Below are 21,384 nucleotides of genomic sequence, written 5' to 3'. Positions count from 1 at the left end.
TCTTCAATGGCACTAGTGATTTCCATTACTCCAAGCCAACACCCTTTGAGGCTTAGCTTCAAGCTGTTGGCCCCGCGATCCGCCATATTCTGCGTCACACAGGGCGATCCGAAGGCTGACGGGCAGCCCGCGGTCACACAACCAGTATGCCCGTGAAATACGTCGGGGGGTCCATGCGGCGGCTACGCATCCGTCAACGCGCACGGCTAGAGTGGCTGATGACGACTACGCCTGTGCGGGCAACCGCCCCACTGATGACACAGGCAGGCGTACCGTGATTGGACCTTGCCCGGCGCATACGACCGGGCTGTTGTAACCGATATGTCGCACACGTCGCGTTCACGCCAGGCAGTCACCCTGCCCGGAGCTGAGGGTGCCGATGGATGCGCTCAAAGAGAGGTTGGACGTGGCTGCAGGAGAAGATACCTCCCATATCCTCAGCGGGTTGACAAACCAGCTGCCTGATCGTGATCCGGAAGAGACCGCCGAGTGGCTGGAGTCCCTGGATACGCTGATTCAGGAACAGGGCACCGAGCGTGCCCAGTACATCATGCGGAGCCTGCTTCAGCGGGCCGGGGCGCAGAGTGTGGGTGTTCCGATGGTGACCACCACGGACTACGTCAACACGATCCCGGTGGACCAGGAAGCGCCGTTCCCCGGGGACGAGGAGATCGAGCGGAAGTACCGGGCGTGGCTGCGCTGGAATGCCGCGGTCATGGTGCACCGGGCGCAGCGGGCGGACATCGGGGTCGGCGGGCACATCTCGACCTATGCCGGGGCCGCGACCCTGTACGAGGTCGGGTTCAACCACTTCTTCCGCGGCAAGGACCACCCCGGCGGCGGGGACCAGGTCTTCTTCCAGGGCCACGCCTCCCCCGGCATGTACGCCCGGGCCTTCATGGAGGGCCGTTTGTCCGAGGAGGACCTGGACGGGTTCCGGCAGGAGAAGTCCAAGGAGGGCCACGCCCTGTCCTCCTACCCGCACCCGCGGCTGATGCCCGCGTTCTGGGAGTTCCCCACGGTCTCGATGGGCATCGGGCCGATGAACGCGATCTACCAGGCCCAGTCCAACCGGTACCTGCACAACCGCGGCATCAAGGACACCAGTGACCAGCAGGTCTGGGCGTTCCTGGGTGACGGGGAAATGGACGAGCCCGAGTCCCGCGGCCTGCTCCAGCTCGCCGCGAACGACAAGCTGGACAACCTGAACTTCGTGATCAACTGCAACCTCCAGCGCCTGGACGGCCCGGTCCGGGGCAACGGGAAGATCATGCAGGAACTCGAGGCGTTCTTCCGCGGCGCGGGCTGGAACGTGATCAAGGTCGTCTGGGGCCGGGAGTGGGATGACCTGCTGGCCAAGGACGAGGACGGCTCGCTCGTGAAGATCATGAACGAGACCGTCGACGGGGACTACCAGACCTACAAGGCCGAATCCGGCGCGTTCGTCCGCGAACACTTCTTCGGCCAGACCCCGCAGACCAAGGAAATGGTCCAGGACCTCACCGACGACCAGATCTGGAACCTCAAGCGCGGCGGCCACGACTACAACAAGGTCTACGCCGCGTACAAGGCCGCGACCGAGTTCAAGGGCAAGCCCACCGTCATCCTGGCCCACACGGTCAAGGGCTACGGCCTGGGCACCCACTTCGAGGGCCGCAACGCCACGCACCAGATGAAGAAGCTCACCCTCGCGGACCTGAAGGCCTTCCGCGACCACCTGCGCATCCCCATCACCGACGACCAGCTCGAAGCCGACCCCTACCGGCCCCCGTACTACCACCCCGGCCCGGACGCCCCCGAAATCCAGTACCTCATGGAACGCCGCCAAGCCCTCGGCGGCTTCGTCCCCGAACGCCGGTCCAAGCACAGCGAGATCACGCTGCCGGATGAGAAGACGTACGAGGTCGCGAACCGCGGCTCCGGCAAGCAGCTGGCCGCCACCACCATGGCGTTCGTCCGTCTGCTCAAGGACCTCATGCGGGACAAGAACTTCGGCCAGCGGATCGTGCCGATCATCCCGGACGAGGCCCGCACCTTCGGCATGGACGCGTTCTTCCCGACCGCGAAGATCTACAACCCGAACGGCCAGAACTACCTCTCCGTGGACCGGGACCTCGTCCTGGCCTACAAGGAGTCGATTTCCGGCCAGATCGTGCACGCCGGCATCAACGAGGCCGGTTCCGTGGCCGCGTTCACCGCCGCGGGCACCTCGTACGCCACGCACGGCGAACCGCTCGTGCCGATCTACGTGTTCTACTCGATGTTCGGTTTCCAGCGCACCGGCGACTCCTTCTGGGCCGCTGCGGACCAGATGACCCGCGGGTTCATCATCGGCGCCACCGCCGGCCGCACGACCCTGACCGGTGAAGGCCTGCAGCACGCCGACGGCCACTCCCCGATCCTCGCCGCCACCAACCCGGCAGTCGTCACCTACGACCCCGCGTACGGCTACGAGATCGGCGTGATCATGCGCGACGGCCTGGAGCGGATGTACGGACCCGACTCCGAAGACCGGAACCTGATGTACTACATCACGGTCTACAACGAGCCGATCGCCCAGCCGGCGGCGCCGGCCGAGCTCGACGTCGAAGGCATCACCAAGGGCATCTACCTGCTGGCACCGGCCAAGATCGACGGCCCGCGCACGCAGATCCTTGCCTCCGGCGTCTCCGTCCCCTGGGCCCTCGAAGCCCAGCGGATCCTCGCCGAGGACTGGGGCGTCTCCGCCGATGTCTGGTCCGTGACGTCCTGGAGCGAACTGCGCCGCGACGCCATGGCCGCCGAGGAAGAGGCCTTCCTCAACCCCGGCCAGCCGGCCCGCGTCCCGTTCGTCACGCAGCAGCTCGCCGGTGCCACGGGTCCGATCGTTGCGGTCACCGACTACATGAAGGCCGTGCCGGACCAGATCCGGCAGTTCCTCCCGAACGAGTTCGCCTCGCTCGGCGCGGACGGCTTTGGCTTCTCCGACACCCGGGCCGCTGCGCGCCGCTTCTTCAAGAACGACATCCACTCGGTAGTGGTCCGTTCCCTGCAGATGCTGGCCCGCCGCGGCGAAGTCGATGCCCAGGCACCGGCCCAGGCCATCGAGAAGTACCGGCTGCTCAACGTGAACGCCGGCACCACCGGCAACGCGGGCGGCGACTCCTAACCGGACGCCCCGCCGGCCGCAAGGCCAGGCACGGCGCCCGACGGCGGCCCCTCACCAATTGGTGGGGGCCGCCGTCGGCGTTTAACCGGGGTGGTCCCCCCGTCTCTCCGGGGGCGGGCCTCACCGCGATCCCGGCGCGGTCCGGTGTGATGCAGGACAACGGCAGTTGTAGCCTTCTCACAAATGGAGCTTGGGCGGCGCGCCCCGTATGCTCGATGCATGGCAGAGCCGATCACCACTCCCGAAAAACGCAAGCCGACCTCGCGGGCGATGACTCCGGAGAAGGCTGAGACCCTCAAGAAGCTTCGGGCGAGCGTGGGCCAGTTGTCGACGACGACACTGCGCCAGCTGGAAAAGTCCCTGCCGTGGTACAGCCGGCTGAACTCAGACGAACGCTCCGCCTTGGGCATGGTGGCCCAGAACGGCATCGCGGCGTTCGTGACCTGGTACGAACGGCCAAGTTCGCCGTCGTGGATCCTGTCCGACGTCTTCGGCACCGCCCCCACCGAACTGACCCGCTCCATCAGCCTGCAAAAGGCGCTCCAGCTCATCCGGATCGTCGTGGAAGTCGTCGAGGACCAGGTCCCGGTCATCGCCCCGGAAGCGGACCAGGGCGCGCTGCGCGAGGCCGTGCTGCGGTACTCGCGGGAGGTCGCCTTCGCCGCCGCCGACGTCTACGCCCGCGCCGCGGAATCCCGCGGATCCTGGGATACCCGGTTGGAAGCCCTGATTGTCGATGCCATCCTGCGCGGCGAAAACACGGACGCGCTGCGGTCCCGGATCGCGGCCCTGGGCTGGAAGGCGCAGGAACGGTTCACGGTCATGGTGGGGAATTCGCCGTCGGAGCCGAGCGCCAGCTACGTCAGCGAACTGCGCCGCACCGCGGGGCGCTTCGCCGAGGACGCACTCGTGGGGATCCAGGGCGACCGCCTCATCCTCATCCTGGGCGGACTCCAGGACCGGGAGACCGCTTACCTGAAGCTCAGCGAACTCTTCGCCCCCGGCCCGGTGGTGTACGGCCCCGAGGCGGGCTCCCTCCTCGAGGCCAGCGGTTCGGCCCAGTCAGCCTTCGCCGGCCTCACCGCGGCCCGGGCGTGGCCCTCCGCGCCGCGTCCGGTGGCAGCCGACGACCTGCTCCCCGAGCGCGTGATCTCCGGCGACGACGCCGCCCGCCGCTCGCTGGTCAAGAACATCTACCGGCCCTTGCTGGCCGCCTCCAACGGGCTTGTGGAGACCCTGGGAACGTACCTCGAGCTCGGCCATTCGCTGGAGGCCACGGCCCGGGAACTCTTCGTCCATGCCAACACGGTGCGTTACCGGCTCAAGCGCGTGTGTGACGTCACGGGCTGGGACCCCCTCCTGCCGCGCGAGGCGTTCGTGCTCCAGACGGCCCTCGTGGTCGGCCGGCTTTCGACGCCGCCGAAGGCCCCCGCGGAGCGGCAGCCTCCCCGCAACGGGTCCTGAATCGTTGTAGACTTCCTACAAACTGACCCAGTGAGCTTGGTGCATGAAAACACGAATGTTCACGCGGTAATTTGGAAAGCTGGTTACGTGCTTGCAATCGTCTGCCCTGGACAGGGCTCCCAGACCCCTGGTTTTCTGGCCCCCTGGCTGGAACTACCACCCGTCGCAGGCCTCCTGGCCTCCCTCAGCGAAATAGCAGGCATCGACCTCACCGCTCACGGCACCACCTCCGATGAGGAAACCATCAAGGACACTGCCGTCGCGCAGCCCCTGATCGTCGCCGCGGGCCTCGTGGCCGCAAAGTCACTGTTCGACGTCGAACTCAGCACGCTTCCGGTCATCCTGGCCGGCCACTCCGTCGGCGAAATCACCGCGGCCTCGCTGGCCGGTGTCCTGACGGAAACCGAAGCCATGACGTTTGTCCGCGAACGGGCCAACAGCATGGCCGCCGCCGCTGCCGCCACCCCGACCGGCATGAGCGCCGTCGTAGGCGGCGACCCGGCCGACGTCCTGGCGGCCATTGAGGCCTCCGGCGCCACCGCGGCCAACGTCAACGGCGCAGGCCAGACCGTGGCCGCCGGCACGCTGGAGCAGCTCAAGGCCCTGGCCGGGAACCCGCCGGCCAAGGCGCGGGTCATTCCGCTGAAGGTTGCGGGCGCGTTCCACACCTCGCACATGGCCCCGGCCGGCGCCGCCCTGCAGGCGCTGCGCCCGTCGCTGCACCCGCGGAACCCCCAGGTGCCGCTGCTGTCCAACTTCGACGGCGCGGAAGTCACCGACGGCGGCGCCGCCGTCGACAGCCTGATTGCCCAGGTCTCCCGCCCGGTCCGCTGGGACCTCTGCATGGAGACGATGGTGCAGCGCGGCGTGACCGGCCTGATTGAACTGGCTCCCGCCGGAACACTCGCCGGCCTCGCCAAGCGCGGCATGCCGGGCGTCAAGACCCTTACCGTCAAGACCCCGGACGATCTTTCCGCGGCCCTGGCCCTATTTGCAGAACTGGAGGGAGGGGCATGAGCGTTCCCACTCTGAAGCAGGCGCCCGTGCAGGAAAACACCCGCATCATGGGTATCGGCGCCTACCGGCCCAGCGTCATCGTGACCAACGAGGACGTGTGCCAGTGGATCGATTCCTCGGATGAATGGATCCGCCAGCGCACCGGCATCATCACCCGGCACCGCGCGCCCGCCGATGTCAGCGTGATCGACATGGCTGAAGGCGCCGCCCGTGAGGCCTTGCAGAAGGCCGGCATCGAGGCTTCCCAGCTCGGCGCCGTGATCGTCTCCACGGTCACGCACCCCTACGCGACCCCGTCCGCGGCCGCGAGCCTGGCCGACCGCCTCGGCGCGACGCCGGCCCCGGCCTTCGACATCTCCGCGGCCTGCGCCGGCTACTGCTACGGCATCGCCCAGGGCGACGCCCTGGTGCGCTCCGGAGCGGCCACCTACGTCCTGGTGGTCGGTGCCGAGAAGCTTTCCGACGTCATCGACAACACGGAACGGACCATCTCCTTCCTGCTCGGCGACGGCGCGGGCGCCGTCGTGATCGGCCCGTCCGACACGCCGGGCATCGGCCCGTCGGTCTGGGGTTCGGACGGCAGCAAGTGGGACGCCATCGGCATGACCCACTCCATGCTGGATATCCGCGAGCTAGCCCTGACCGGCAAGCGCGGCGCCGCTGTCAGCGCCGAGGAAGCCGCCGTGACGGACGCCTCCCTCTGGCCCACCCTGCGCCAGGACGGCCAGACCGTCTTCCGCTGGGCCGTGTGGGAGATGGCCAAGGTGGCCCAGCAGGCCCTGGACGCTGCCGGCGTCACGGCTGAGGACCTCGCCGCCTTCATCCCGCACCAGGCCAACATGCGGATCATCGACGAGATGGCCAAGAAGCTGAAGCTGCCCGAGACCGTCAAGATCGCCCGCGACATCGCCGACGCCGGCAACACTTCCGCGGCGTCCATCCCCCTTGCCACCCACCGCCTGCTTGAGGAAAACCCCGAGCTCAGCGGCGGGCTGGCGCTGCAGATCGGCTTCGGAGCCGGACTGGTCTTCGGCGCCCAGGTGATCGTGCTTCCGTAGGTAGCCGCCGCCTTCCCGAACTGAATACGTTTCACCTGTTTCACCATTGCAGAGCATGAGGTTCACTATCTGCCCCCAAGCTCTGCACAGCACGCATTTCCCGCACCAAGCCGAATCCCTCGGTTTGAATCATTTCCGCCCCCGACGGCCGGCATTTCACCGGCAGCCTGGGGCAACAACTAGAAAAGGAGCCATCAATGGCTAACAACGAAGAGATCCTGGCCGGCCTGGCTGAAATCGTCAACGAAGAGACCGGCCTGGCCCCGGAGGCTGTCGAACTGGACAAGTCCTTCACCGAAGACCTGGACATCGACTCCATCTCCATGATGACCATCGTGGTCAACGCCGAGGAGAAGTTCGGCGTCCGCATCCCCGACGAAGAGGTCAAGAACCTCAAGACCGTCGGCGACGCCGTGAGCTTCATCGCCAACGCCCAGGCCTAAGTCTGGCTTTCCGCCGGCAACGGCGGACCCGGTGGCCGGTCCGGGCGTTCCAGCAGCGCCCGGACCGGCCACCAGCACCACCATCAAGTGCACGACCCCAGTGATTTCCCCACGCAGGCCCCGGCCATCCCCTTCACGGTTCCGGACACGGCAGGCGCACCGACAGAGAGTGATCCCATGGCACGCAAAGTAGTCATTACCGGGCTGGGTGCCACCACACCCATCGGCGGCGATGTCCCCACGATGTGGAAGAACGCGCTCAAGGGCGTCTCCGGCGCGCACACGCTTGAGGACGACTGGGTGGCAAAGTACGAACTGCCCGTTCACTTCGCCGCACGCGCCTCCACCCCGGCCCTCGAGGTCCTGAGCCGTGTCGAAGCCAAGCGCATGGACCCCTCGACGCAGTTCGCCGTGGTTGCCTCCCGCGAGGCCTGGGCCGACTCCGGGATCACCGAGATCGACCACGACCGCCTCGCCGTGGCCTTCGCCACCGGCATCGGCGGCGTCTGGACCCTCCTCGATGCCTGGGACACCCTGCGCGAAAAGGGCCCCCGTCGCGTCCTGCCCATGACCGTTCCGATGCTCATGCCCAACGGCCCTGCCGCCGCGGTCAGCCTCGACCTGGGCGCCCGTGCCGGCGCCCACACCCCCGTCTCCGCCTGCGCATCCGGCACCGAGGCCGTCCACATGGGCCTGGACCTGATCCGCTCCGGCAAGGCCGACGTCGTCGTCTGTGGCGGCGCCGAGGCCGCGATCCACCCGATGCCGATCGCGGCGTTCGCCTCCATGCAGGCCCTCTCGCGCCGCAACGACGATCCCGAGCACGCCTCGCGCCCCTACGACCGCGACCGTGACGGGTTCGTCATGGGCGAAGGCGCCGGTGCCCTCGTGCTCGAAGCCGAGGAACACGCCCTGGCCCGCGGCGCCCGGATCTACGCCGAACTCGCCGGTACCTCGGTCACCGCCGACGCCTACCACATCACCGCCCCGGACCCCGAGGGCCTCGGCGCGACCCGCGCGCTGAAGGCTGCCATGTTCGACGGCCGCATCCAGCCCGAAGACGTGGTGCACGTCAACGCGCACGCCACCTCCACCCCGGTCGGCGACAAGCCCGAGTACACGGCGCTCAAGGCCGCCCTGGGCAAGCACGTGGACAGCGTGGCGGTCTCGGCCACCAAGTCGCAGATGGGGCACCTGCTAGGCGCCTCCGGTGCGGTGGAGGCCGTGCTGACCGTCATGGCCGTGTACGACCGCAAGGCGCCGGTGACCATCAACCTCGAGAACCAGGATCCGGAAATCCCGCTCGACGTCGTCACGACGGCCCGCGACCTGCCCGCCGGCAGCATTGCGGCGCTGAGCAACTCGTTCGGCTTCGGCGGACACAACGCCGTGATCGCGGTACGCAGCGTGTAGTTGCTGCACGGCCCCGGCTGAATGACGGCTGGCCCGAATGACAGATGGCGGCAATGTTCCTCGTGGACATTGCCGCCATCTGTGTTTGGCGCCTAGCTATGGAAGTGCTGCGGTGGTGCGCCTGGTGTTGTGCTGGGCGGGCCCTAACCGACCTGGTGGAGCCAGCGCACGGGGGCGCCTTCGGCGGCGTGGCGGAACGGCTCGAGTTCCTCGTCCCAGGCCTCACCCAGGGCGAGCGAGAGCTCGTGGTAGACGGCCGAAGGGTCGCCGGCACCGGATTCGTAGGCGTACCGGATGCGGTCCTCGGAGACCATGATGTTGCCGTGGACGTCGGTGGTGGCGTGGAAGATCCCCAGTTCCGGGGTGTGTGACCAGCGTCCGCCGTCGACGCCCTGGCTCGGCTCTTCGGTCACTTCATAGCGCAGGTGGGCCCAGCCGCGAAGAGCGGACGCCAATTGAGCCCCCGTGCCCGGCGTACCGGTCCACGACAGCTCGGCCCGGAACATTCCGGGCGCGGCAGGCTGCGGGGTCCACTCCAGATCCGTCCGCTTGTCCACGACAGACCCTATGGCCCACTCGACGTGGGGGCACAAGGCAGTCGGGGCCGAGTGAACGAACAACACACCGCGGGTCAGTGCAACAGACATTCCATCCTCCATAGCTGTAGGTACGTCTTCCCCAACGACCTCTGCCTGGATGTCTGTCTGTTGCGCGGATCCGAAATTGTGCCAGCGGTCCCTGCCAGACTACTAATATACAACCGGGTTCGAAGCTGGGACGTGGTGCATTCCAGCTTCAAGTTCAACTTGAAACTTCCCGGGCGTGAGTTTTATTCTGCCCTACCCCTCCTAATTACGCCAGTGCGATTCGGCGCGTCCTTTTCGGCGCGCCGAATTCGTCTCCGGAGACCGCGAGGGGAGCGCCCGGCGGGGCGGATCACGGGCTGACGGGGCGGCCGACGGGGCTGACGGCGAAGGGCTGCGGGGCGGATGACGGGACCCGTGAGGAGGCTGGCGCCGTGGCTGCTGTCGCTCCACGCGGCGGCCCCTGTACCGGAGGGCACGGACGTCGCGCTGGAAGCCGGGGATCAGGCCCGGGGGTGCGCCTGCTGGTAGCTTTGCCGGAGCCTCTCCACGGACACGTGGGTGTAGATCTGCGTGGTGGCAAGGCTGCTGTGGCCGAGGATTTCCTGCACGGCCCGCAGGTCCGCCCCGCCGTCGAGCAGGTGCGTCGCAGCGGAGTGCCGCAGCGCGTGCGGGCCGGTGGCTGCGGTGTCCCCCAGCCTCTCCAGCATGTCCTTGACCACGCTGCGGACCTGGCGCTGATCCACCCGGCCGCCGCGCGCGCCCAGGAAGAGCGCCGGGCCGCTGGACCCGGTGGCGAGGGCCGGCCGGCCCCGACGGAGCCAGTCGTCGACGGCGAGCGCCGCCGGAAGCCCGTAGGGCACCGTGCGTTCCTTGTTGCCTTTGCCGAGTACCCGCAGGGTCCTGCGGTCCGGGTCGAGGTCATCCACATCCATCCCGGCCAGCTCCCCGACCCGGACGCCCGTGGCGTAGAGCAGTTCGAGCATGGCGCGGTTGCGCAGGGCCAGCGGTTCCCCCTCCGCGGAGGCGGCTTCGGCATCGTCCACGAGCCGCTGGACCTGTTGCTGGTGCAGGACGCCGGGCAGGGACTTCTCCCGTTTCGGGGCCTTGAGCCGCAGCGCGGGATCGGCGTCGATCAGCTCCTCGCGGACGGCCCATGCGGTGAACGCCCGGGCGGTGGCGGCGCGGCGAGCCAGCGTGGCGCGGGATTTGCCGGACTCACTCTGGGCACCAAGCCAGCGCCGCAGGGCTCCGAGTTCCAGCCCGGCCAGGTCCTGGATCCCTTCAGTCGCGGCATGGGTCAGCAGGCTTTCGACGTCGGAGAGATACGCCCGCACCGTATGGGCCGACCTCCCCCGCTCAGCTTCCAGGTAGCGGCCGAAGCGTGCGGCGGCGCCGTCGAGTGCGGCGGGGAGATCCTGTGTAGACACCTTCCTACTGTGGCAGTATTCCGGGGGCATTCTCAGGAGCCGGGCGGCGAGCCGCGGCATACCGGCCGCTGCATGCGGGCGTCGGCGGCCATGTCAGGTCGCTTTCCCGGAGCGTTTCCAGCCGCCGTGCCGGGATTCGGCCAGCCCCAGCAGCCCGAGCCGGCCAAGTCCGGCACGGACCGATTCCACGCTCAAGCCACCCACCACGGCCAGCTTCTCGACCGAGCTCGTGGTCCGCAGCGGCAACGCATCGAGCAGGATCAGGTCCTCGAGGGTGAGGCCGTCATGGACTTCTGTCCGGCCGGCCTTGTCCGGGGGCAGGGCCTCACCACTCGGGGAGGCGAGCTCGGCGATTTCCCCCGCGTCCGTGACGCACACGGCCCCGCCTTCCCGAAGCAGCCGGTGGCAGCCGGCGGAGTTGGCGCTGTGGATGGATCCGGGCACGGCGCCCACGGCTCTGCCCAGGCTTTCGGCGTGGTGGGCCGTGTTGAGGGCGCCGGAGCGCCACCTGGCCTCGACCACTACCGTGACGGAGGCCAAGGCCGCAATGAGCCGGTTCCGCTGGAGGAACCGGTAGCGGGTGGGTGCGGATCCGGGCGGGACTTCGGCCAGGACTGCGCCATGGTCCGCCACGGCCCGGAGCAGGTCCTCGTTCCCGGCGGGATAGAAGCGGTCAACTCCCCCGGCCATGACCGCGATGGTGGGCAGGGCGCCCGTGCCTCCGGCCAGCGCGGCCCTGTGGGCGTGGGCATCAATCCCATAGGCGCCGCCGGAGACGACGGTGAAGCCGCGCTGGGCCAGGGAGTACGCGAGGTCACCCGTCACCGAGGCGCCGTAGCTGGTGCTGTCCCGGGAGCCCACCAGGGCGATGGCTTTGGCCGCGGGCGGCAGCTCCTGCTCGACGCCGCGCCACCACAGGCACACGGGCTCCTGGAGTCCGAGGTCGGCCAGCTGCCGGGGCCACAGCTCATCTGAGGGGATGATGATCCGTCCGCCGAGCCGGCGCATGGTGGCCAGGTCCCGTTCCGGCGCGAGGTCGGGGATGCGCGGCGCCCAGCGCTGCAGCGCCCCGGCCAACCCTGACCAGCTGATGCCGGAGCCGCTCTCTGCCAGGATCGCGGTGATCTCCCGTTCCAGCTCCGGACCGGCGGCGAGCCGGCCGCACGCGATCCTCAGGGCGTCCTGCGCTCCTGCGGCCTGCACCAGGGCCAGGGCCGCCGCGTCCTGAGGCTCGAAGAGGCGGGACAGTGCGGCCCGGGCGGTTCGTTCGTCGTCGCTCATGGTGCTTCCTTTCGCGTGGCGTTTGGGGGGTGCGGGGTCGTGCCCGGGCTCAGGGAGCCGCCGTCGCGGCCTGGCGGAGGCCCAGCGCCTGGCCGACGTCGTCCGTGTCCGGGACGTCGTGCCGGGACAGGTCCGCCAGCGTCCACGCGAGGCGCAGCACGCGGTCGTAGCCGCGAGCTGTCAGGACGCCGCGTTCCAGGGCGTAGTCCAGGACACGCGTGGTGGATGCACTAAGCCGCAGGGTTCCGCGGAGTAGCCGTCCCGGCACCTGCGCGTTCGTTTCCAGTCCGAAGGGCAGCAGCCGCTCCAGCTGACGGGCCCGGGCCGCGCGGACGCGCTCTGCGATGCTCGCAGTGCCTTCCTCGGCCGCGGGCTGGCCGAAGCCGGCGAGCGAGACGCGCTCCACTTCGAGCTGGATGTCGACCCTGTCCAGCAACGGGCCGGAGAGCCGGGCCTGGTAGCGGCGGCGCATGGTGGGTGTGCAGACGCAGTCCACTCCCTTCCCGGTGGCCTTGCCGCAGGGACAGGGGTTGGCCGCGAGGACCAGCTGGAACCGGGCGGGATAGGCCGCGGCCCCGGCCGAGCGGTGGATGACCAGCTCGCCGCTTTCCAGCGGCTGCCGCAGGGCGTCCAGGACGCCGCGGTCGTACTCGGGGGCCTCGTCGAGGAAGAGCACTCCGCGGTGCGCGCGGGACGCTGCCCCGGGGCGCGGCAGCCCTGACCCGCCGCCGATGATGGCCACCGCCGTCGCGGTGTGGTGTGGGTTCTCGTAGGGCGGCCGGCGCAGCAGCTGCACGGAGCCCGAGGGCAGCGAGCACAAGGAGTGGATGGCGGTCACCTCCATGGCCTCGGTGTCGCCCAGGTCCGGCAGGAGGCCGGGCAACCGCTCGGCCAGCATGGTCTTCCCGGCACCGGGCGGCCCCGTCAGCAGAAGGTGGTGGGCACCCGCGGCGGCCACTTCCAGGGCACGGCGCGCCGCGGCCTGCCCGGAGACATCGCACATGTCCGGCGCCAGTGCGGGACCGGTGCCGGGATCGGGGCTGTCGGCGTCCTCGGGCTCGGGCTCGAAGTCCAGGGCGAGGTCCTGCGGATCCGCGCCGCAGTCGAACGCGAGTCTGGCCAGCGTGGCGTAGCCGCGGACCCGTGCGCCCGGGACGAGTTCGGCCTCGGCCACGTTGGCCCTGGCCACCACGACCTCCGGGTAGCCGGCCCGCACCGCGGCCATCACCGCCGGAAGGATGCCCCGCACGGGCCGCAGACGGCCGTCCAGGCCGAGCTCGGCGATGAAGACGGTGCGGCCGGTGGACCGGATGTCATTCGCCGCCAGCAGGACGGCCATGGCAATGGCGAGGTCGAAGCCCGAGCCGCGCTTGGGCAGGGACGCCGGGATCAGGTTGGCCGTAATTTTCCGGCGGCTCAGCGGGATTCCCGAGTTCTGGGCGGCGGAGCGGATCCGTTCCTTGGCCTCGTTGAGCGAGGCGTCCGGCAGTCCCAGGATCACGAACGCCGGCAGGGTCTGGCCGATGTCGGCCTCGACCTCCACGATGTAGCCGTTGAGGCCCACCAGGGCGACCGAATAGCTCCGGCCCAGCCCCACCTACCCCACCCCCTCGAGGTGCTCGACGGCGGGCTCGCCGGTGCCGTCGTCGATCACGGCGATCACGTCCACGCGGCAGGGCGGCGCGCCCAGCCCCTGGACACGGCACCACGCAGACGCCAGGCGGCGGAGCCGGGCCAGCTTGTCCGCGCCGACTGCCTCGAAGGGATGGCCGTACGCGAGGGATTTACGGGTTTTCACCTCGGCGATGACCAGGGCGTCGCCGTCGAGCGCGACAATGTCGATCTCGCCCTCAGGGCAGCGCCAGTTCCGCTCCAGCACTCGCATACCAAGCGATTCAAGGTACCCGGCGGCGAGGTCCTCCCCGCGCCGGCCCAGCACATCCTTAGCTCTCATGCCTCCAGCGTGCAGCGCCGCCGGGAACGGCCATAGAGCACACTTGGGCTATGTGGAAACCCTCATGGAAAGTCCCTACGCGGGCCCTGTGGAGGAAGAGTCGCGCAAATACAGCGGCAGCCGGCTGCCGCGAAAGTTCCCGCGGGGATCAGTTGCCGAGGTCCTCGACCTTGGGCAGGGCCAGTTCCTCACTGCGGGGCAGTTCCTCGACGTTGACGTCCTTGAACGTGATGACGCGGACGCTCTTGACGAACCGGGCGGAGCGGTAAACGTCCCACACCCAGGCGTCCTGCAGTGTGAGGTCGAAGTAGACCTCGCCGTCGGCGCTGCGGGCCTGCAGGTCTACGTGGTTGGCAAGGTAGAAACGCCGCTCGGTCTCGACCACATAGCTGAACAGCCCGACGACGTCGCGGTATTCGCGGTAGAGCTGTAGCTCCATGTCGGTTTCATAGTTTTCAAGGTCCTCGGCACTCATGGTTCCATCTTGCACCATCCGGCGCCGGCCGCGCGCCACAAGTCCGGTCCGCGCCGGCCATCGCGATGGGGACGGGAGTGCGGCCGCGCCACGCTAGAGCAGCTGCCAGCTGACCCTGTGGTACGGCGTGGGACCGGCGGCACGGAGCGCTTCTTTGTGCGCGGCGGTACCGTAGCCCTTGTTCTCGTCCCAGCCGTAGCCCGGGTATTCGATGTGCAGCTCGCTCATCATCCGGTCCCGTTCCACCTTGGCAAGGATGCTGGCCGCGGCGACGCTGAGGCACTGCATGTCGGCTTTCACGAGCGTGTGCACCGGGGCGTCGCAGCCGGGGTCGGCGGGAGCCTCGTCAAACAGTGAGGGCTGGAGATCGGGCGAGAGCCAGTTGTGGCTGCCGTCGAGCAGGACGACCTCGGGCCGGACGCCGGCGGCGAGGACGGCGCACCAGGCGCGGTTGCCGGCCAGCCGCAGGGCGCCGATGATACCGAGCTCGTCGATCTCGTTCGCGGACGCGTGCCCGACGGCGGACGCGACGCTCCAGTCCCGGACCACCGGCACCAGCCGCTCACGGTCGGCGACCTTGAGCAGCTTGCTGTCCCGGACATCGGCCAGGAGCTTCTGCCGTTGCAGGTCGACGACGGCGATCCCCACACTGACGGGGCCGGCGAGGGCACCGCGGCCGACCTCATCGATGCCCGCGAGCAGCCGCGCGCCGGAGCGGCGGAAGCGGCGTTCGTAGTCGAGGGTGGGGGCGTCGGACATGGCGGGCGGCTTACTTTCCGGCCGGGGCGGGCACACTGCGGAACACGCCCGGATAGTTGTCCAGTGCCGAGATCCTGTTCAGCGGCCAGGCGATGACGGCGGCCTGGCCTTCGATGTCCGACTCGTTGACGAATCCGCCGTTGGTGTCCATGTGGGCGCGTGAGTCCGCGGAGTGGTTGCGATTGTCGCCCATGACCCAGACCTTGCCGGCCGGCACGACGACGTCGAAGTCACGGACCTGGGGAATCTCGGCGGGATTGATGTACTTCTCGTCCAGCGGCGCGCCGTTGATGGTGAGCTGTCCGCCGGCGTCGCAGCAGACCACGTGGTCGCCGGGGAGCCCGATGACGCGCTTGACCAGGTGCTGTTCGGAGTTGTCCGGGAGCAGGCCGACGAACGTCAGCCCGTCCTGCACCCAGGTGAAGGGGCCTTTCGTCTTCTGGGCTGCGGGGGCGAGCCAGCCCTGGCTGTCCCGGAACACCACGACGTCGCCGCGCTGGAGGGCGATGGGCTGCGGCACGAGGAGGTTGACGAAGATGCGGTCGTTCACGTCGAGGGTGTTGACCATGGATTCGGAGGGAATGTAGAAAGCCCGGAACAGGAAGGTCTTGATCAGGAAGGACAGCACGACCGCCACGACGACCACGGTGGCCACCTCCTTCAGCCACAGGAAGAGCGGGCTGCGCCCTTCACGGGCCTTGGCCCGCTTGGCCCGCCGGGAGGACTTCCCGGCGTGGGCAGGTCCGGCAGGCCGCTCCTCGTGGGCAGCCACGGCAGCCCCGCCAGCGACGGCACTGTCAGAACCAGGCCGGTCAGAACCAGGCCGGTCGGAATCAGGCCGGTCCGCGCGCGGCGCTCCGCCGCTGGTGTCCTGCTCGTCGGGGATCGCCGAGGAGGTCACCCGGGGTAGGTCCTGGCCCTGCGGATCAGGAGTGCGCGGTTCGGTCTCGGGCATCTACTGTCCGTTCGTCGTCGTCGTTGTCGCAGCCGGTTGGGGCCGCGCTACTGCTGCAAATCTATCAAGCGGCCAGATGATCTGTACCGGCCGGCCGATGACGCGTTCCAACGGCACCATGCCGCCGCCGGGGGCGCCGAGGAGGCTCCGGGAATCGGCCGAGAGGGAGCGGTGGTCCCCCATGAGCCACAGCCGCCCGGCCGGCACCTCAACACTGAACTTCATTTCACTCGGGGTGTCCCCCGGGTACACATAGGGTTCCGCAACTTGCTGGCCGTTGACTGTGAGCCGGCCGCTGGCGTCGCAGCACACCACGCGGTCTCCGGGCAGGCCGATCACACGCTTGACGTACGTGGTGTCGCTGCCGGCGAGGCCCAGCCAGCGTCCGGCTTCGGCGAGGGCGTCCACCACGGGTCCGTTGCCGCTGTTCAGCGGGGCGAAGGAGCCTCGCCCGTCGAAGACCACGACGTCGCCCCGGTTCAGGGACTCAGGGCCGGTCCGCTCCACAAGGATCCGGTCCCCGGTGAGCAGGAGCGGTTCCATGGACGCGGACGGGATGTAGTAGACATCCACCCACAGCGAGCGGACCACGGCGCTGATGGCCACCGCGAGCACCAGGGCCAGCAACGCAAAACGCCAGCCCGGTTTCCTGGGCTGGCGTTTTGGCTGTTCCATGTTCCGTATCCCTTGGCGCTGTCGTGAACTAAAGTGCGCTGTTGCGGATAGCTCCGGCGGCACGCCGGGCACGGTCCGTGGAACCGCGGCGGAAGACTGCGTGGAAGTCCGGGAGGACTTACTTGGCGGTCTGGAAGTCGCGCTTTTCCTTGATCTTCGCGGCCTTACCACGCAGGTTACGCATGTAGTAAAGCTTGGCGCGGCGCACGTCACCCTTGGAGACGAGCTCGATCTTGTCGATGATCGGGGAGTGCACCGGGAAGGTACGCTCCACGCCGACGCCGAAGGAGACCTTGCGGACGGTGAAGGTTTCGCGGACGCCGTCGCCCTGGCGGCCCAGGACGAAGCCCTGGAAGACCTGGACGCGGGAGTTCTTGCCTTCGATGATGTTCACGTGAACCTTGATGGTGTCACCCGCGCGGAACTCGGGAACATCGGTGCGCAGCGAGGCTGCGTCTACGGAATCGAGGATATGCATTGATCCACTCCTGGTGAACGCCACAGGTCACTCACGTTGGGTTACGGCGGCCAAGCCAGGGGGCATTGCCGCCCGGAATTGTCCGCCGAAAGTTTGTCAATCCGGCCCTGTCAGGAATAGACGGGACCGGGGTGCCGGGCTGTTGGTAGCGCTCCCCCTGTGGCAGGTTCGCAACCCAGCAGGCACAAGGACTAATTTTGCCACATTTGGTGCGGGTTAGCCCAATCCCGACAGTTCAGGCGCCGGGGCGCGGCACGAGGCGCCCGTCGACGACGTCGTACCCCAGGTCGGCGAATGCGGTGCGGTCCGCGCGGGGCAGCGTACCGGCGTCGAACCCGGCCAGGAGATCCGGGCGCCGTTCGGCAGTGCGCCGGTACTGTTCGTGCCGCCGCCACTGGGCGATCTTGCCGTGGTTGCCGCTCAGCAGCACCGCCGGGACGTCACGGTCCCGCCAGCTGGAGGGCTTCGTGTAGACGGGGTATTCGAGCAGCCCGTCCGAGTGGGATTCTTCGACGAGCGATTCGGGGTTGCCGACGACGCCGGGCAGCAGCCGCCCGATGGCTTCAACCATGGCCAGGACGGCGACCTCGCCGCCGTTGAGGACGTAGTCCCCCAGGCTCATGGGACGCACCGTGAAGTGGTCGGCCGCCCATTCCAGGACGCGTTCGTCGATGCCCTCGTACCGGCCGCAGGCGAAGACCAGCTGGTCCTCCTCGGCGAGCTGATGCGCGGTGGCCTGCGTGAACCTCTCGCCCGCCGGCGAGGGGACGATCAGCACCGGCTTGCAGGCATCCCCGGAATCCCCTGCACCCGCAGCGTCCCCGGACCCCTCGGCCGCGACGGCGGTGAGGGCCTGCGCCCAAGGCTCGGGCTTCATGACCATCCCGGCGCCGCCGCCATAGGGCGTGTCGTCGACCGTGCGGTGCCGGTCGGTCGTGAAGTCCCGCAGGTCATGGACCCGCAGGTCCAGCAGGCCGTCCTGACGGGCCTTGCCGATCAGGGAAAGCTCCAGCGGGGCCAGATACTCCGGGAAGATGCTGACGACGTCGATTCTCATCTAGGCGTTGCTCCCGGCCTCGGTGCCGCGTTCTCCAGCCGACTGGCTCCCGGCGGCCGGCTCGTCAGCGGACTCGTCCGCGTTGACCTCGAAGAGTCCGGGCGGCGGGGTGACCACCAGGTACTTGTCCCCCACGTTGACCTCCGGCACGATCTGCTCGACAAACGGGACCAGGACTTCCTGACCCTCGGCCGTGGTGACCACCAGCAGGTCCTGGACGGGCATCGTGTGCAGTCCGGAGACCTTGCCCACCACGCTGCCGCCCACCCGGACGTCCAGGCCCACGAGCTCGTGCTCGTACCAGCCTTCATCGTCGTCGTCGGCGCCGATGTCCTCGGTTTCGATGAACAGCTTGGCCCCGCGCAGGGTCTCGGCCTGGTTGCGGGTCTCGATCTCGTCGAAGGCCAGCAGCAGGATGTCTTTGTTCCAGCGGGCGCTGAACACCGTCAGCGGCCCGGAGGACGCGGGTTCCACGATGAACTGCGTACCGGGGACAAAGCGGTCGCCGGGCGCATCGGTGAGCACCTGGACGGTCACTTCGCCGCGGATGCCGTGGGGTTTGCCGATTCGTGCGACCTGGAGCTGCATCTGTTCCTCTGTTCGGGGTGGGTCGGGGTTGGTTGGCGCGGAAAACAGTCCGGCCCCTCCACCATTATCTGGTGAAGGGGCCGGGCTAAAGACAAGTAATGCTGAACGCGTTAGCGGCGGCGGTCCGTGTCGACGACGTCGACCCTGACCGGCTCGCCGTCCGCCAGCGCCGCAACCACAGTGCGCAGTGCGCGTGCGGTCCGGCCCTGCCGGCCGATCACCCGTCCGAGGTCGTCCTGATGAACGCGCACCTCGAGGGTTTCCCCGCGGCGGTTGTTCTTCGCACTGACCTTGACGTCCTCGGGGCTGTCAACAATCCCGCGGACCAGGTGTTCGAGCGCTTCTGCCAGCAATTTACTCAGCCTCGGTGGTCTCTGCTTCGGCGGCGTCGGCGGGAGCCTCGGCAGCTTCGTCCTTCTTGGCCTTCTTGGTGATGGCTTCCGGGATGATCACGGAACCCTTTTCCGGCGTAACGAAGGCAGCCTTGGGAGCCTTCGTCTTCAAGGTTCCCTCCTGGCCCGGGAGACCCTTGAACTTCTGCCAATCACCGGTGATCTTGAGGATCGCGGCAACCTGCTCGGACGGCTGTGCGCCGACGCCGAGCCAGTACTGGGCACGGTCCGTGTCGACCTCGATGTACGAGGGCTCTTCGGTCGGGTGGTACTTGCCGATCTCTTCGATGGCACGGCCATCACGCTTGGAGCGTGCGTCCATGACGACGATGCGGTAGTACGGTGCGCGCATCTTACCGAAGCGCTTAAGGCGAATCTTTACGGCCACTTTTGTGGTCACTCCTGTTTCTGAAACGGGGTCGAGCCCGGCGTTCTGCACCCGTGGGGCGGGCCGTACTAGGGGGTTCTAAAGGACAAGATCCGGACGCGGAGAGAGGGGCCACGCAGATCGAGTACCTGTTCATTGTGCCAGATGACCGGCAGGATTTCGACTTGACACGGCCTGGCCGTCCGGTCAGGACGTCCAGACATAGAGTCCGGACTTGGTGGCGGGGTCGATTCCGGCGGCCAGTTCGGCGATCCGGCGCACATATGCCCGGGCCTGGTCCGCGCCGAAGGGCATGTCCTCCTCGGCGGCCCAGGTGGCCGCAACGTCCTCGAGGATGTCGCCCTCCCCCTCGGTTTCGTAGCTGAGCAGTTCCGCGAGCGTCCGGACCATGGCGGAGGGGACGCCGAGCAGGGAGTCGCTGGCCACGTCCACCATCGCCAGTTCGTAGTCCGCGCCCGGGGCGTGCACGGCCACTCCGGCGAGGTCGCCGAGCCGTTCGACCTCGAAGTCGCTGATGTCCGGGATGCGCACGGCGTCCGGGGCGGCCGCGCCGCCCGCTTCGAGCGCGCCGGCGCGTTTGAGGGCGGCGTCGTGGGTGGACACAAAGATTTCAGTAAATCCCATGCAGCTGGTCCTTAGATGTCTGGCGGCGCTTGGCCGCTGTTTTTGGCGTCGCTTCAGCCTAATCGCTTCAGCGCAGCCGCGCCCCGGCCGCTGGACATGCCCTCGGTGACCGTGCCCTCGTTGACCGTGCCGGACCGTGCGTCATCTGGCCTCGCCCGCGGACATGCCCTCCCCTGACCGCGGGCAATGGACATATGGCCGCTATGTCCATTCCCGGCCGCGACCGATGGACATGTCCAGCGGTCCTGTCAGTGAACAGCGTGCATGTCCGGCGGGGAGCTGTGAACGCTGGACATGTTCACCGAAAAGCACTCCCTTAGCGCACGGCGACGCGGATGCGGTTGCGCCATGGGTCCTCGAAGCGCAGTTCGGCGCCGGTGTGGTGCGAGTCGACGCCGGCCACCTTGAGGCGGTCAGCCAGGGAACCGACGTCGTCACCGGAGGGCACTTCGATGAGCACCTCGCCCAGGCCCAGGGTGTCGCGTCGGGGGCCGGCGCCGCGGCTGTTCCAGACGTTCATGGCCATGTGGTGGTGGTAGTCTCCGGCCGAGACGAACAGGGCCTGGCCATGCCAGCCCGCGGTCTTTTCGAAGCCCAGGGTGCCGACATAGAACTCATGCGCAGTGTGGACGTCGCCCACCTGCAGGTGCACGTGCCCGACGCCGGCGGCCGCCTCGCGCTGGCCGCTCAGGGACTCTTCGGTCAGGTGCTGCTGCAAGTAGCGCTGCGGCGGCAGGGCCAGGCTGTCCATGACGACGTTCTTGCCTTCCCAGGACCAGTCCTGCCGCGGCCGGTCCCAGTACAGCTCGATGCCGTTGCCTTCGGGGTCGTTGAAGTAGAAGGCCTCGCTGACGAGGTGGTCCGCGCTGCCGGTGAAGGACTGGGGCTCGTACTGGGCCGCGCTGGCAACGGTGGCCGCCAGGGAGTGTTGGTCCTCGAAGAGGAGGGCGGTGTGGAAGAGCCCGGCTTCGCCGCGGGAGGGCAGATTCAAGCCCGGGGCGGGCGCCAGGTGGACCAGGGGCTTCTGCCGGCGGCCAAGGTAGAGTCCGCCGTCCTGTTCGGCCACGATGTCCAGGCCGAGGGCGCGCTGGTAGTAGTCGGTCATGAGCTTCATGTCGCCAACCTTGAGCATCACGGTGCCCATGGTGAGTGCGGCAGGAAGGAGATCCTGGGTGCTGGCTTCTGCGGTCATTGAAACTCT

At 68.4% G+C, this 21,384-nt stretch carries 22 protein-coding genes; 6 read left to right on the top strand and 16 right to left on the bottom strand.

Features of this window, described 5'->3' with window-relative positions:
• Positions 1–379: 379 nt before the first annotated feature.
• From aceE to fabF, 6 genes are all read left to right on the top strand, one after another.
• On the top strand, positions 380–3,148 hold the full coding sequence (aceE, locus tag ACVWZ7_RS18870) for a pyruvate dehydrogenase (acetyl-transferring), homodimeric type (RefSeq protein WP_456508737.1): 2,769 nt from the start codon (positions 380–382) through the stop codon (positions 3,146–3,148).
• A gap of 219 nt (positions 3,149–3,367) precedes the next feature.
• Positions 3,368–4,612 (top strand): PucR family transcriptional regulator, encoded by a 1,245-nt coding sequence (locus tag ACVWZ7_RS18865; protein ID WP_116766620.1) that lies wholly within the window; start codon positions 3,368–3,370, stop codon positions 4,610–4,612.
• Between the two features lie 87 nt (positions 4,613–4,699).
• Positions 4,700–5,629, top strand: a complete 930-nt coding sequence (locus ACVWZ7_RS18860; protein WP_456508736.1) for an ACP S-malonyltransferase — start codon at positions 4,700–4,702, stop codon at positions 5,627–5,629.
• Positions 5,626–6,687 carry a beta-ketoacyl-ACP synthase III gene (locus ACVWZ7_RS18855; RefSeq protein WP_116766618.1) on the top strand — a complete coding sequence of 354 codons (1,062 nt, stop codon included), beginning with the start codon at positions 5,626–5,628 and terminating at the stop codon, positions 6,685–6,687. The genes ACVWZ7_RS18860 and ACVWZ7_RS18855 overlap by 4 nt, the downstream gene beginning before the upstream one ends.
• A gap of 197 nt (positions 6,688–6,884) precedes the next feature.
• Positions 6,885–7,130, top strand: a complete 246-nt coding sequence (locus ACVWZ7_RS18850) for an acyl carrier protein (protein WP_091256299.1) — start codon at positions 6,885–6,887, stop codon at positions 7,128–7,130.
• A 177-nt stretch (positions 7,131–7,307) separates the two neighbouring features.
• A complete protein-coding gene (gene fabF / locus ACVWZ7_RS18845; RefSeq protein WP_116766638.1) occupies positions 7,308–8,543 on the top strand; it encodes a beta-ketoacyl-ACP synthase II in 1,236 nt (411 codons plus the stop codon).
• A gap of 143 nt (positions 8,544–8,686) precedes the next feature.
• Here the strand turns inward: fabF and ACVWZ7_RS18840 are convergent, their stop codons facing one another.
• The 16 genes from ACVWZ7_RS18840 to ACVWZ7_RS18765 all read right to left on the bottom strand — a co-directional run bounded on the left by ACVWZ7_RS18840 (position 8,687) and on the right by ACVWZ7_RS18765 (position 21,375).
• Positions 8,687–9,190: a DUF3145 domain-containing protein gene (locus ACVWZ7_RS18840; RefSeq protein ID WP_091256295.1), complete on the bottom strand. Its 504-nt coding sequence runs from the start codon at positions 9,188–9,190 to the stop codon at positions 8,687–8,689.
• Between the two features lie 440 nt (positions 9,191–9,630).
• On the bottom strand, positions 9,631–10,587 hold the full coding sequence (locus tag ACVWZ7_RS18835; protein ID WP_456509151.1) for a tyrosine recombinase XerC: 957 nt from the start codon (positions 10,585–10,587) through the stop codon (positions 9,631–9,633).
• Between the two features lie 63 nt (positions 10,588–10,650).
• Positions 10,651–11,838 (bottom strand): DNA-processing protein DprA, encoded by a 1,188-nt coding sequence (gene dprA, locus ACVWZ7_RS18830; RefSeq protein ID WP_456508735.1) that lies wholly within the window; start codon positions 11,836–11,838, stop codon positions 10,651–10,653.
• Between the two features lie 49 nt (positions 11,839–11,887).
• On the bottom strand, positions 11,888–13,435 hold the full coding sequence (locus ACVWZ7_RS18825) for a YifB family Mg chelatase-like AAA ATPase (protein ID WP_456508734.1): 1,548 nt from the start codon (positions 13,433–13,435) through the stop codon (positions 11,888–11,890).
• Complete coding sequence (locus ACVWZ7_RS18820) at positions 13,436–13,792, bottom strand: YraN family protein (RefSeq protein ID WP_456508733.1); 357 nt, start codon at positions 13,790–13,792, stop codon at positions 13,436–13,438.
• 148 nt (positions 13,793–13,940) lie between these two features.
• The gene (locus ACVWZ7_RS18815; RefSeq protein ID WP_018773443.1) at positions 13,941–14,267 is read right to left on the bottom strand and encodes a DUF2469 domain-containing protein; all 327 of its coding nucleotides are present in this window, start codon (positions 14,265–14,267) and stop codon (positions 13,941–13,943) included.
• Positions 14,268–14,360: 93 nt separating this feature from the next.
• Entirely contained in the window at positions 14,361–15,026 is a 666-nt protein-coding gene (locus ACVWZ7_RS18810) for a ribonuclease HII (protein ID WP_344368122.1), read from the bottom strand.
• Between the two features lie 10 nt (positions 15,027–15,036).
• A complete protein-coding gene (gene lepB / locus ACVWZ7_RS18805) occupies positions 15,037–15,981 on the bottom strand; it encodes a signal peptidase I (protein ID WP_456508732.1) in 945 nt (314 codons plus the stop codon).
• Positions 15,982–16,656: a signal peptidase I gene (lepB, locus tag ACVWZ7_RS18800; RefSeq protein WP_456508731.1), complete on the bottom strand. Its 675-nt coding sequence runs from the start codon at positions 16,654–16,656 to the stop codon at positions 15,982–15,984. It lies immediately after the preceding gene.
• 118 nt (positions 16,657–16,774) lie between these two features.
• Positions 16,775–17,134 carry a 50S ribosomal protein L19 gene (gene rplS / locus ACVWZ7_RS18795; protein ID WP_091256284.1) on the bottom strand — a complete coding sequence of 120 codons (360 nt, stop codon included), beginning with the start codon at positions 17,132–17,134 and terminating at the stop codon, positions 16,775–16,777.
• 235 nt (positions 17,135–17,369) lie between these two features.
• Positions 17,370–18,191 (bottom strand): tRNA (guanosine(37)-N1)-methyltransferase TrmD, encoded by an 822-nt coding sequence (gene trmD / locus ACVWZ7_RS18790; protein ID WP_456508730.1) that lies wholly within the window; start codon positions 18,189–18,191, stop codon positions 17,370–17,372.
• A complete protein-coding gene (rimM, locus tag ACVWZ7_RS18785; RefSeq protein WP_456508729.1) occupies positions 18,192–18,779 on the bottom strand; it encodes a ribosome maturation factor RimM in 588 nt (195 codons plus the stop codon).
• 110 nt (positions 18,780–18,889) lie between these two features.
• Positions 18,890–19,132: an RNA-binding protein gene (locus tag ACVWZ7_RS18780; protein ID WP_018773450.1), complete on the bottom strand. Its 243-nt coding sequence runs from the start codon at positions 19,130–19,132 to the stop codon at positions 18,890–18,892.
• A 1-nt stretch (position 19,133) separates the two neighbouring features.
• The gene (gene rpsP, locus ACVWZ7_RS18775) at positions 19,134–19,559 is read right to left on the bottom strand and encodes a 30S ribosomal protein S16 (RefSeq protein ID WP_091256308.1); all 426 of its coding nucleotides are present in this window, start codon (positions 19,557–19,559) and stop codon (positions 19,134–19,136) included.
• A 186-nt stretch (positions 19,560–19,745) separates the two neighbouring features.
• A complete protein-coding gene (locus ACVWZ7_RS18770; protein ID WP_456508728.1) occupies positions 19,746–20,183 on the bottom strand; it encodes a hypothetical protein in 438 nt (145 codons plus the stop codon).
• Between the two features lie 316 nt (positions 20,184–20,499).
• Positions 20,500–21,375: a VOC family protein gene (locus ACVWZ7_RS18765; RefSeq protein ID WP_456508727.1), complete on the bottom strand. Its 876-nt coding sequence runs from the start codon at positions 21,373–21,375 to the stop codon at positions 20,500–20,502.
• Between the last annotated feature and the right edge of the window lie 9 nt (positions 21,376–21,384).

This window comes from Arthrobacter sp. TE12232 (assembly GCF_054062615.1).
Note: the sequence above shows the minus strand (reverse complement) of the source record. Positions and strands in the feature narration are given on the sequence as shown.

Coding starts and splice junctions, on each gene's coding strand:
- fabF (WP_116766638.1), top strand. CDS start 7,308: ATGGCACGCAAAGTAGTCATTACCGGGCTGGGTGCCACCACACCCATC.
- ACVWZ7_RS18850 (WP_091256299.1), top strand. CDS start 6,885: ATGGCTAACAACGAAGAGATCCTGGCCGGCCTGGCTGAAATCGTCAAC.
- ACVWZ7_RS18810 (WP_344368122.1), bottom strand. CDS start 15,026: ATGTCCGACGCCCCCACCCTCGACTACGAACGCCGCTTCCGCCGCTCC.
- ACVWZ7_RS18835 (WP_456509151.1), bottom strand. CDS start 10,587: ATGCCCCCGGAATACTGCCACAGTAGGAAGGTGTCTACACAGGATCTC.
- lepB (WP_456508731.1), bottom strand. CDS start 16,656: ATGGAACAGCCAAAACGCCAGCCCAGGAAACCGGGCTGGCGTTTTGCG.
- ACVWZ7_RS18855 (WP_116766618.1), top strand. CDS start 5,626: ATGAGCGTTCCCACTCTGAAGCAGGCGCCCGTGCAGGAAAACACCCGC.
- trmD (WP_456508730.1), bottom strand. CDS start 18,191: ATGAGAATCGACGTCGTCAGCATCTTCCCGGAGTATCTGGCCCCGCTG.
- rimM (WP_456508729.1), bottom strand. CDS start 18,779: ATGCAGCTCCAGGTCGCACGAATCGGCAAACCCCACGGCATCCGCGGC.
- ACVWZ7_RS18765 (WP_456508727.1), bottom strand. CDS start 21,375: ATGACCGCAGAAGCCAGCACCCAGGATCTCCTTCCTGCCGCACTCACC.
- ACVWZ7_RS18820 (WP_456508733.1), bottom strand. CDS start 13,792: ATGAGAGCTAAGGATGTGCTGGGCCGGCGCGGGGAGGACCTCGCCGCC.
- ACVWZ7_RS18865 (WP_116766620.1), top strand. CDS start 3,368: ATGGCAGAGCCGATCACCACTCCCGAAAAACGCAAGCCGACCTCGCGG.
- lepB (WP_456508732.1), bottom strand. CDS start 15,981: ATGCCCGAGACCGAACCGCGCACTCCTGATCCGCAGGGCCAGGACCTA.
- rplS (WP_091256284.1), bottom strand. CDS start 17,134: ATGCATATCCTCGATTCCGTAGACGCAGCCTCGCTGCGCACCGATGTT.
- ACVWZ7_RS18815 (WP_018773443.1), bottom strand. CDS start 14,267: ATGAGTGCCGAGGACCTTGAAAACTATGAAACCGACATGGAGCTACAG.
- dprA (WP_456508735.1), bottom strand. CDS start 11,838: ATGAGCGACGACGAACGAACCGCCCGGGCCGCACTGTCCCGCCTCTTC.
- ACVWZ7_RS18770 (WP_456508728.1), bottom strand. CDS start 20,183: ATGGGATTTACTGAAATCTTTGTGTCCACCCACGACGCCGCCCTCAAA.
- aceE (WP_456508737.1), top strand. CDS start 380: ATGGATGCGCTCAAAGAGAGGTTGGACGTGGCTGCAGGAGAAGATACC.
- ACVWZ7_RS18840 (WP_091256295.1), bottom strand. CDS start 9,190: ATGTCTGTTGCACTGACCCGCGGTGTGTTGTTCGTTCACTCGGCCCCG.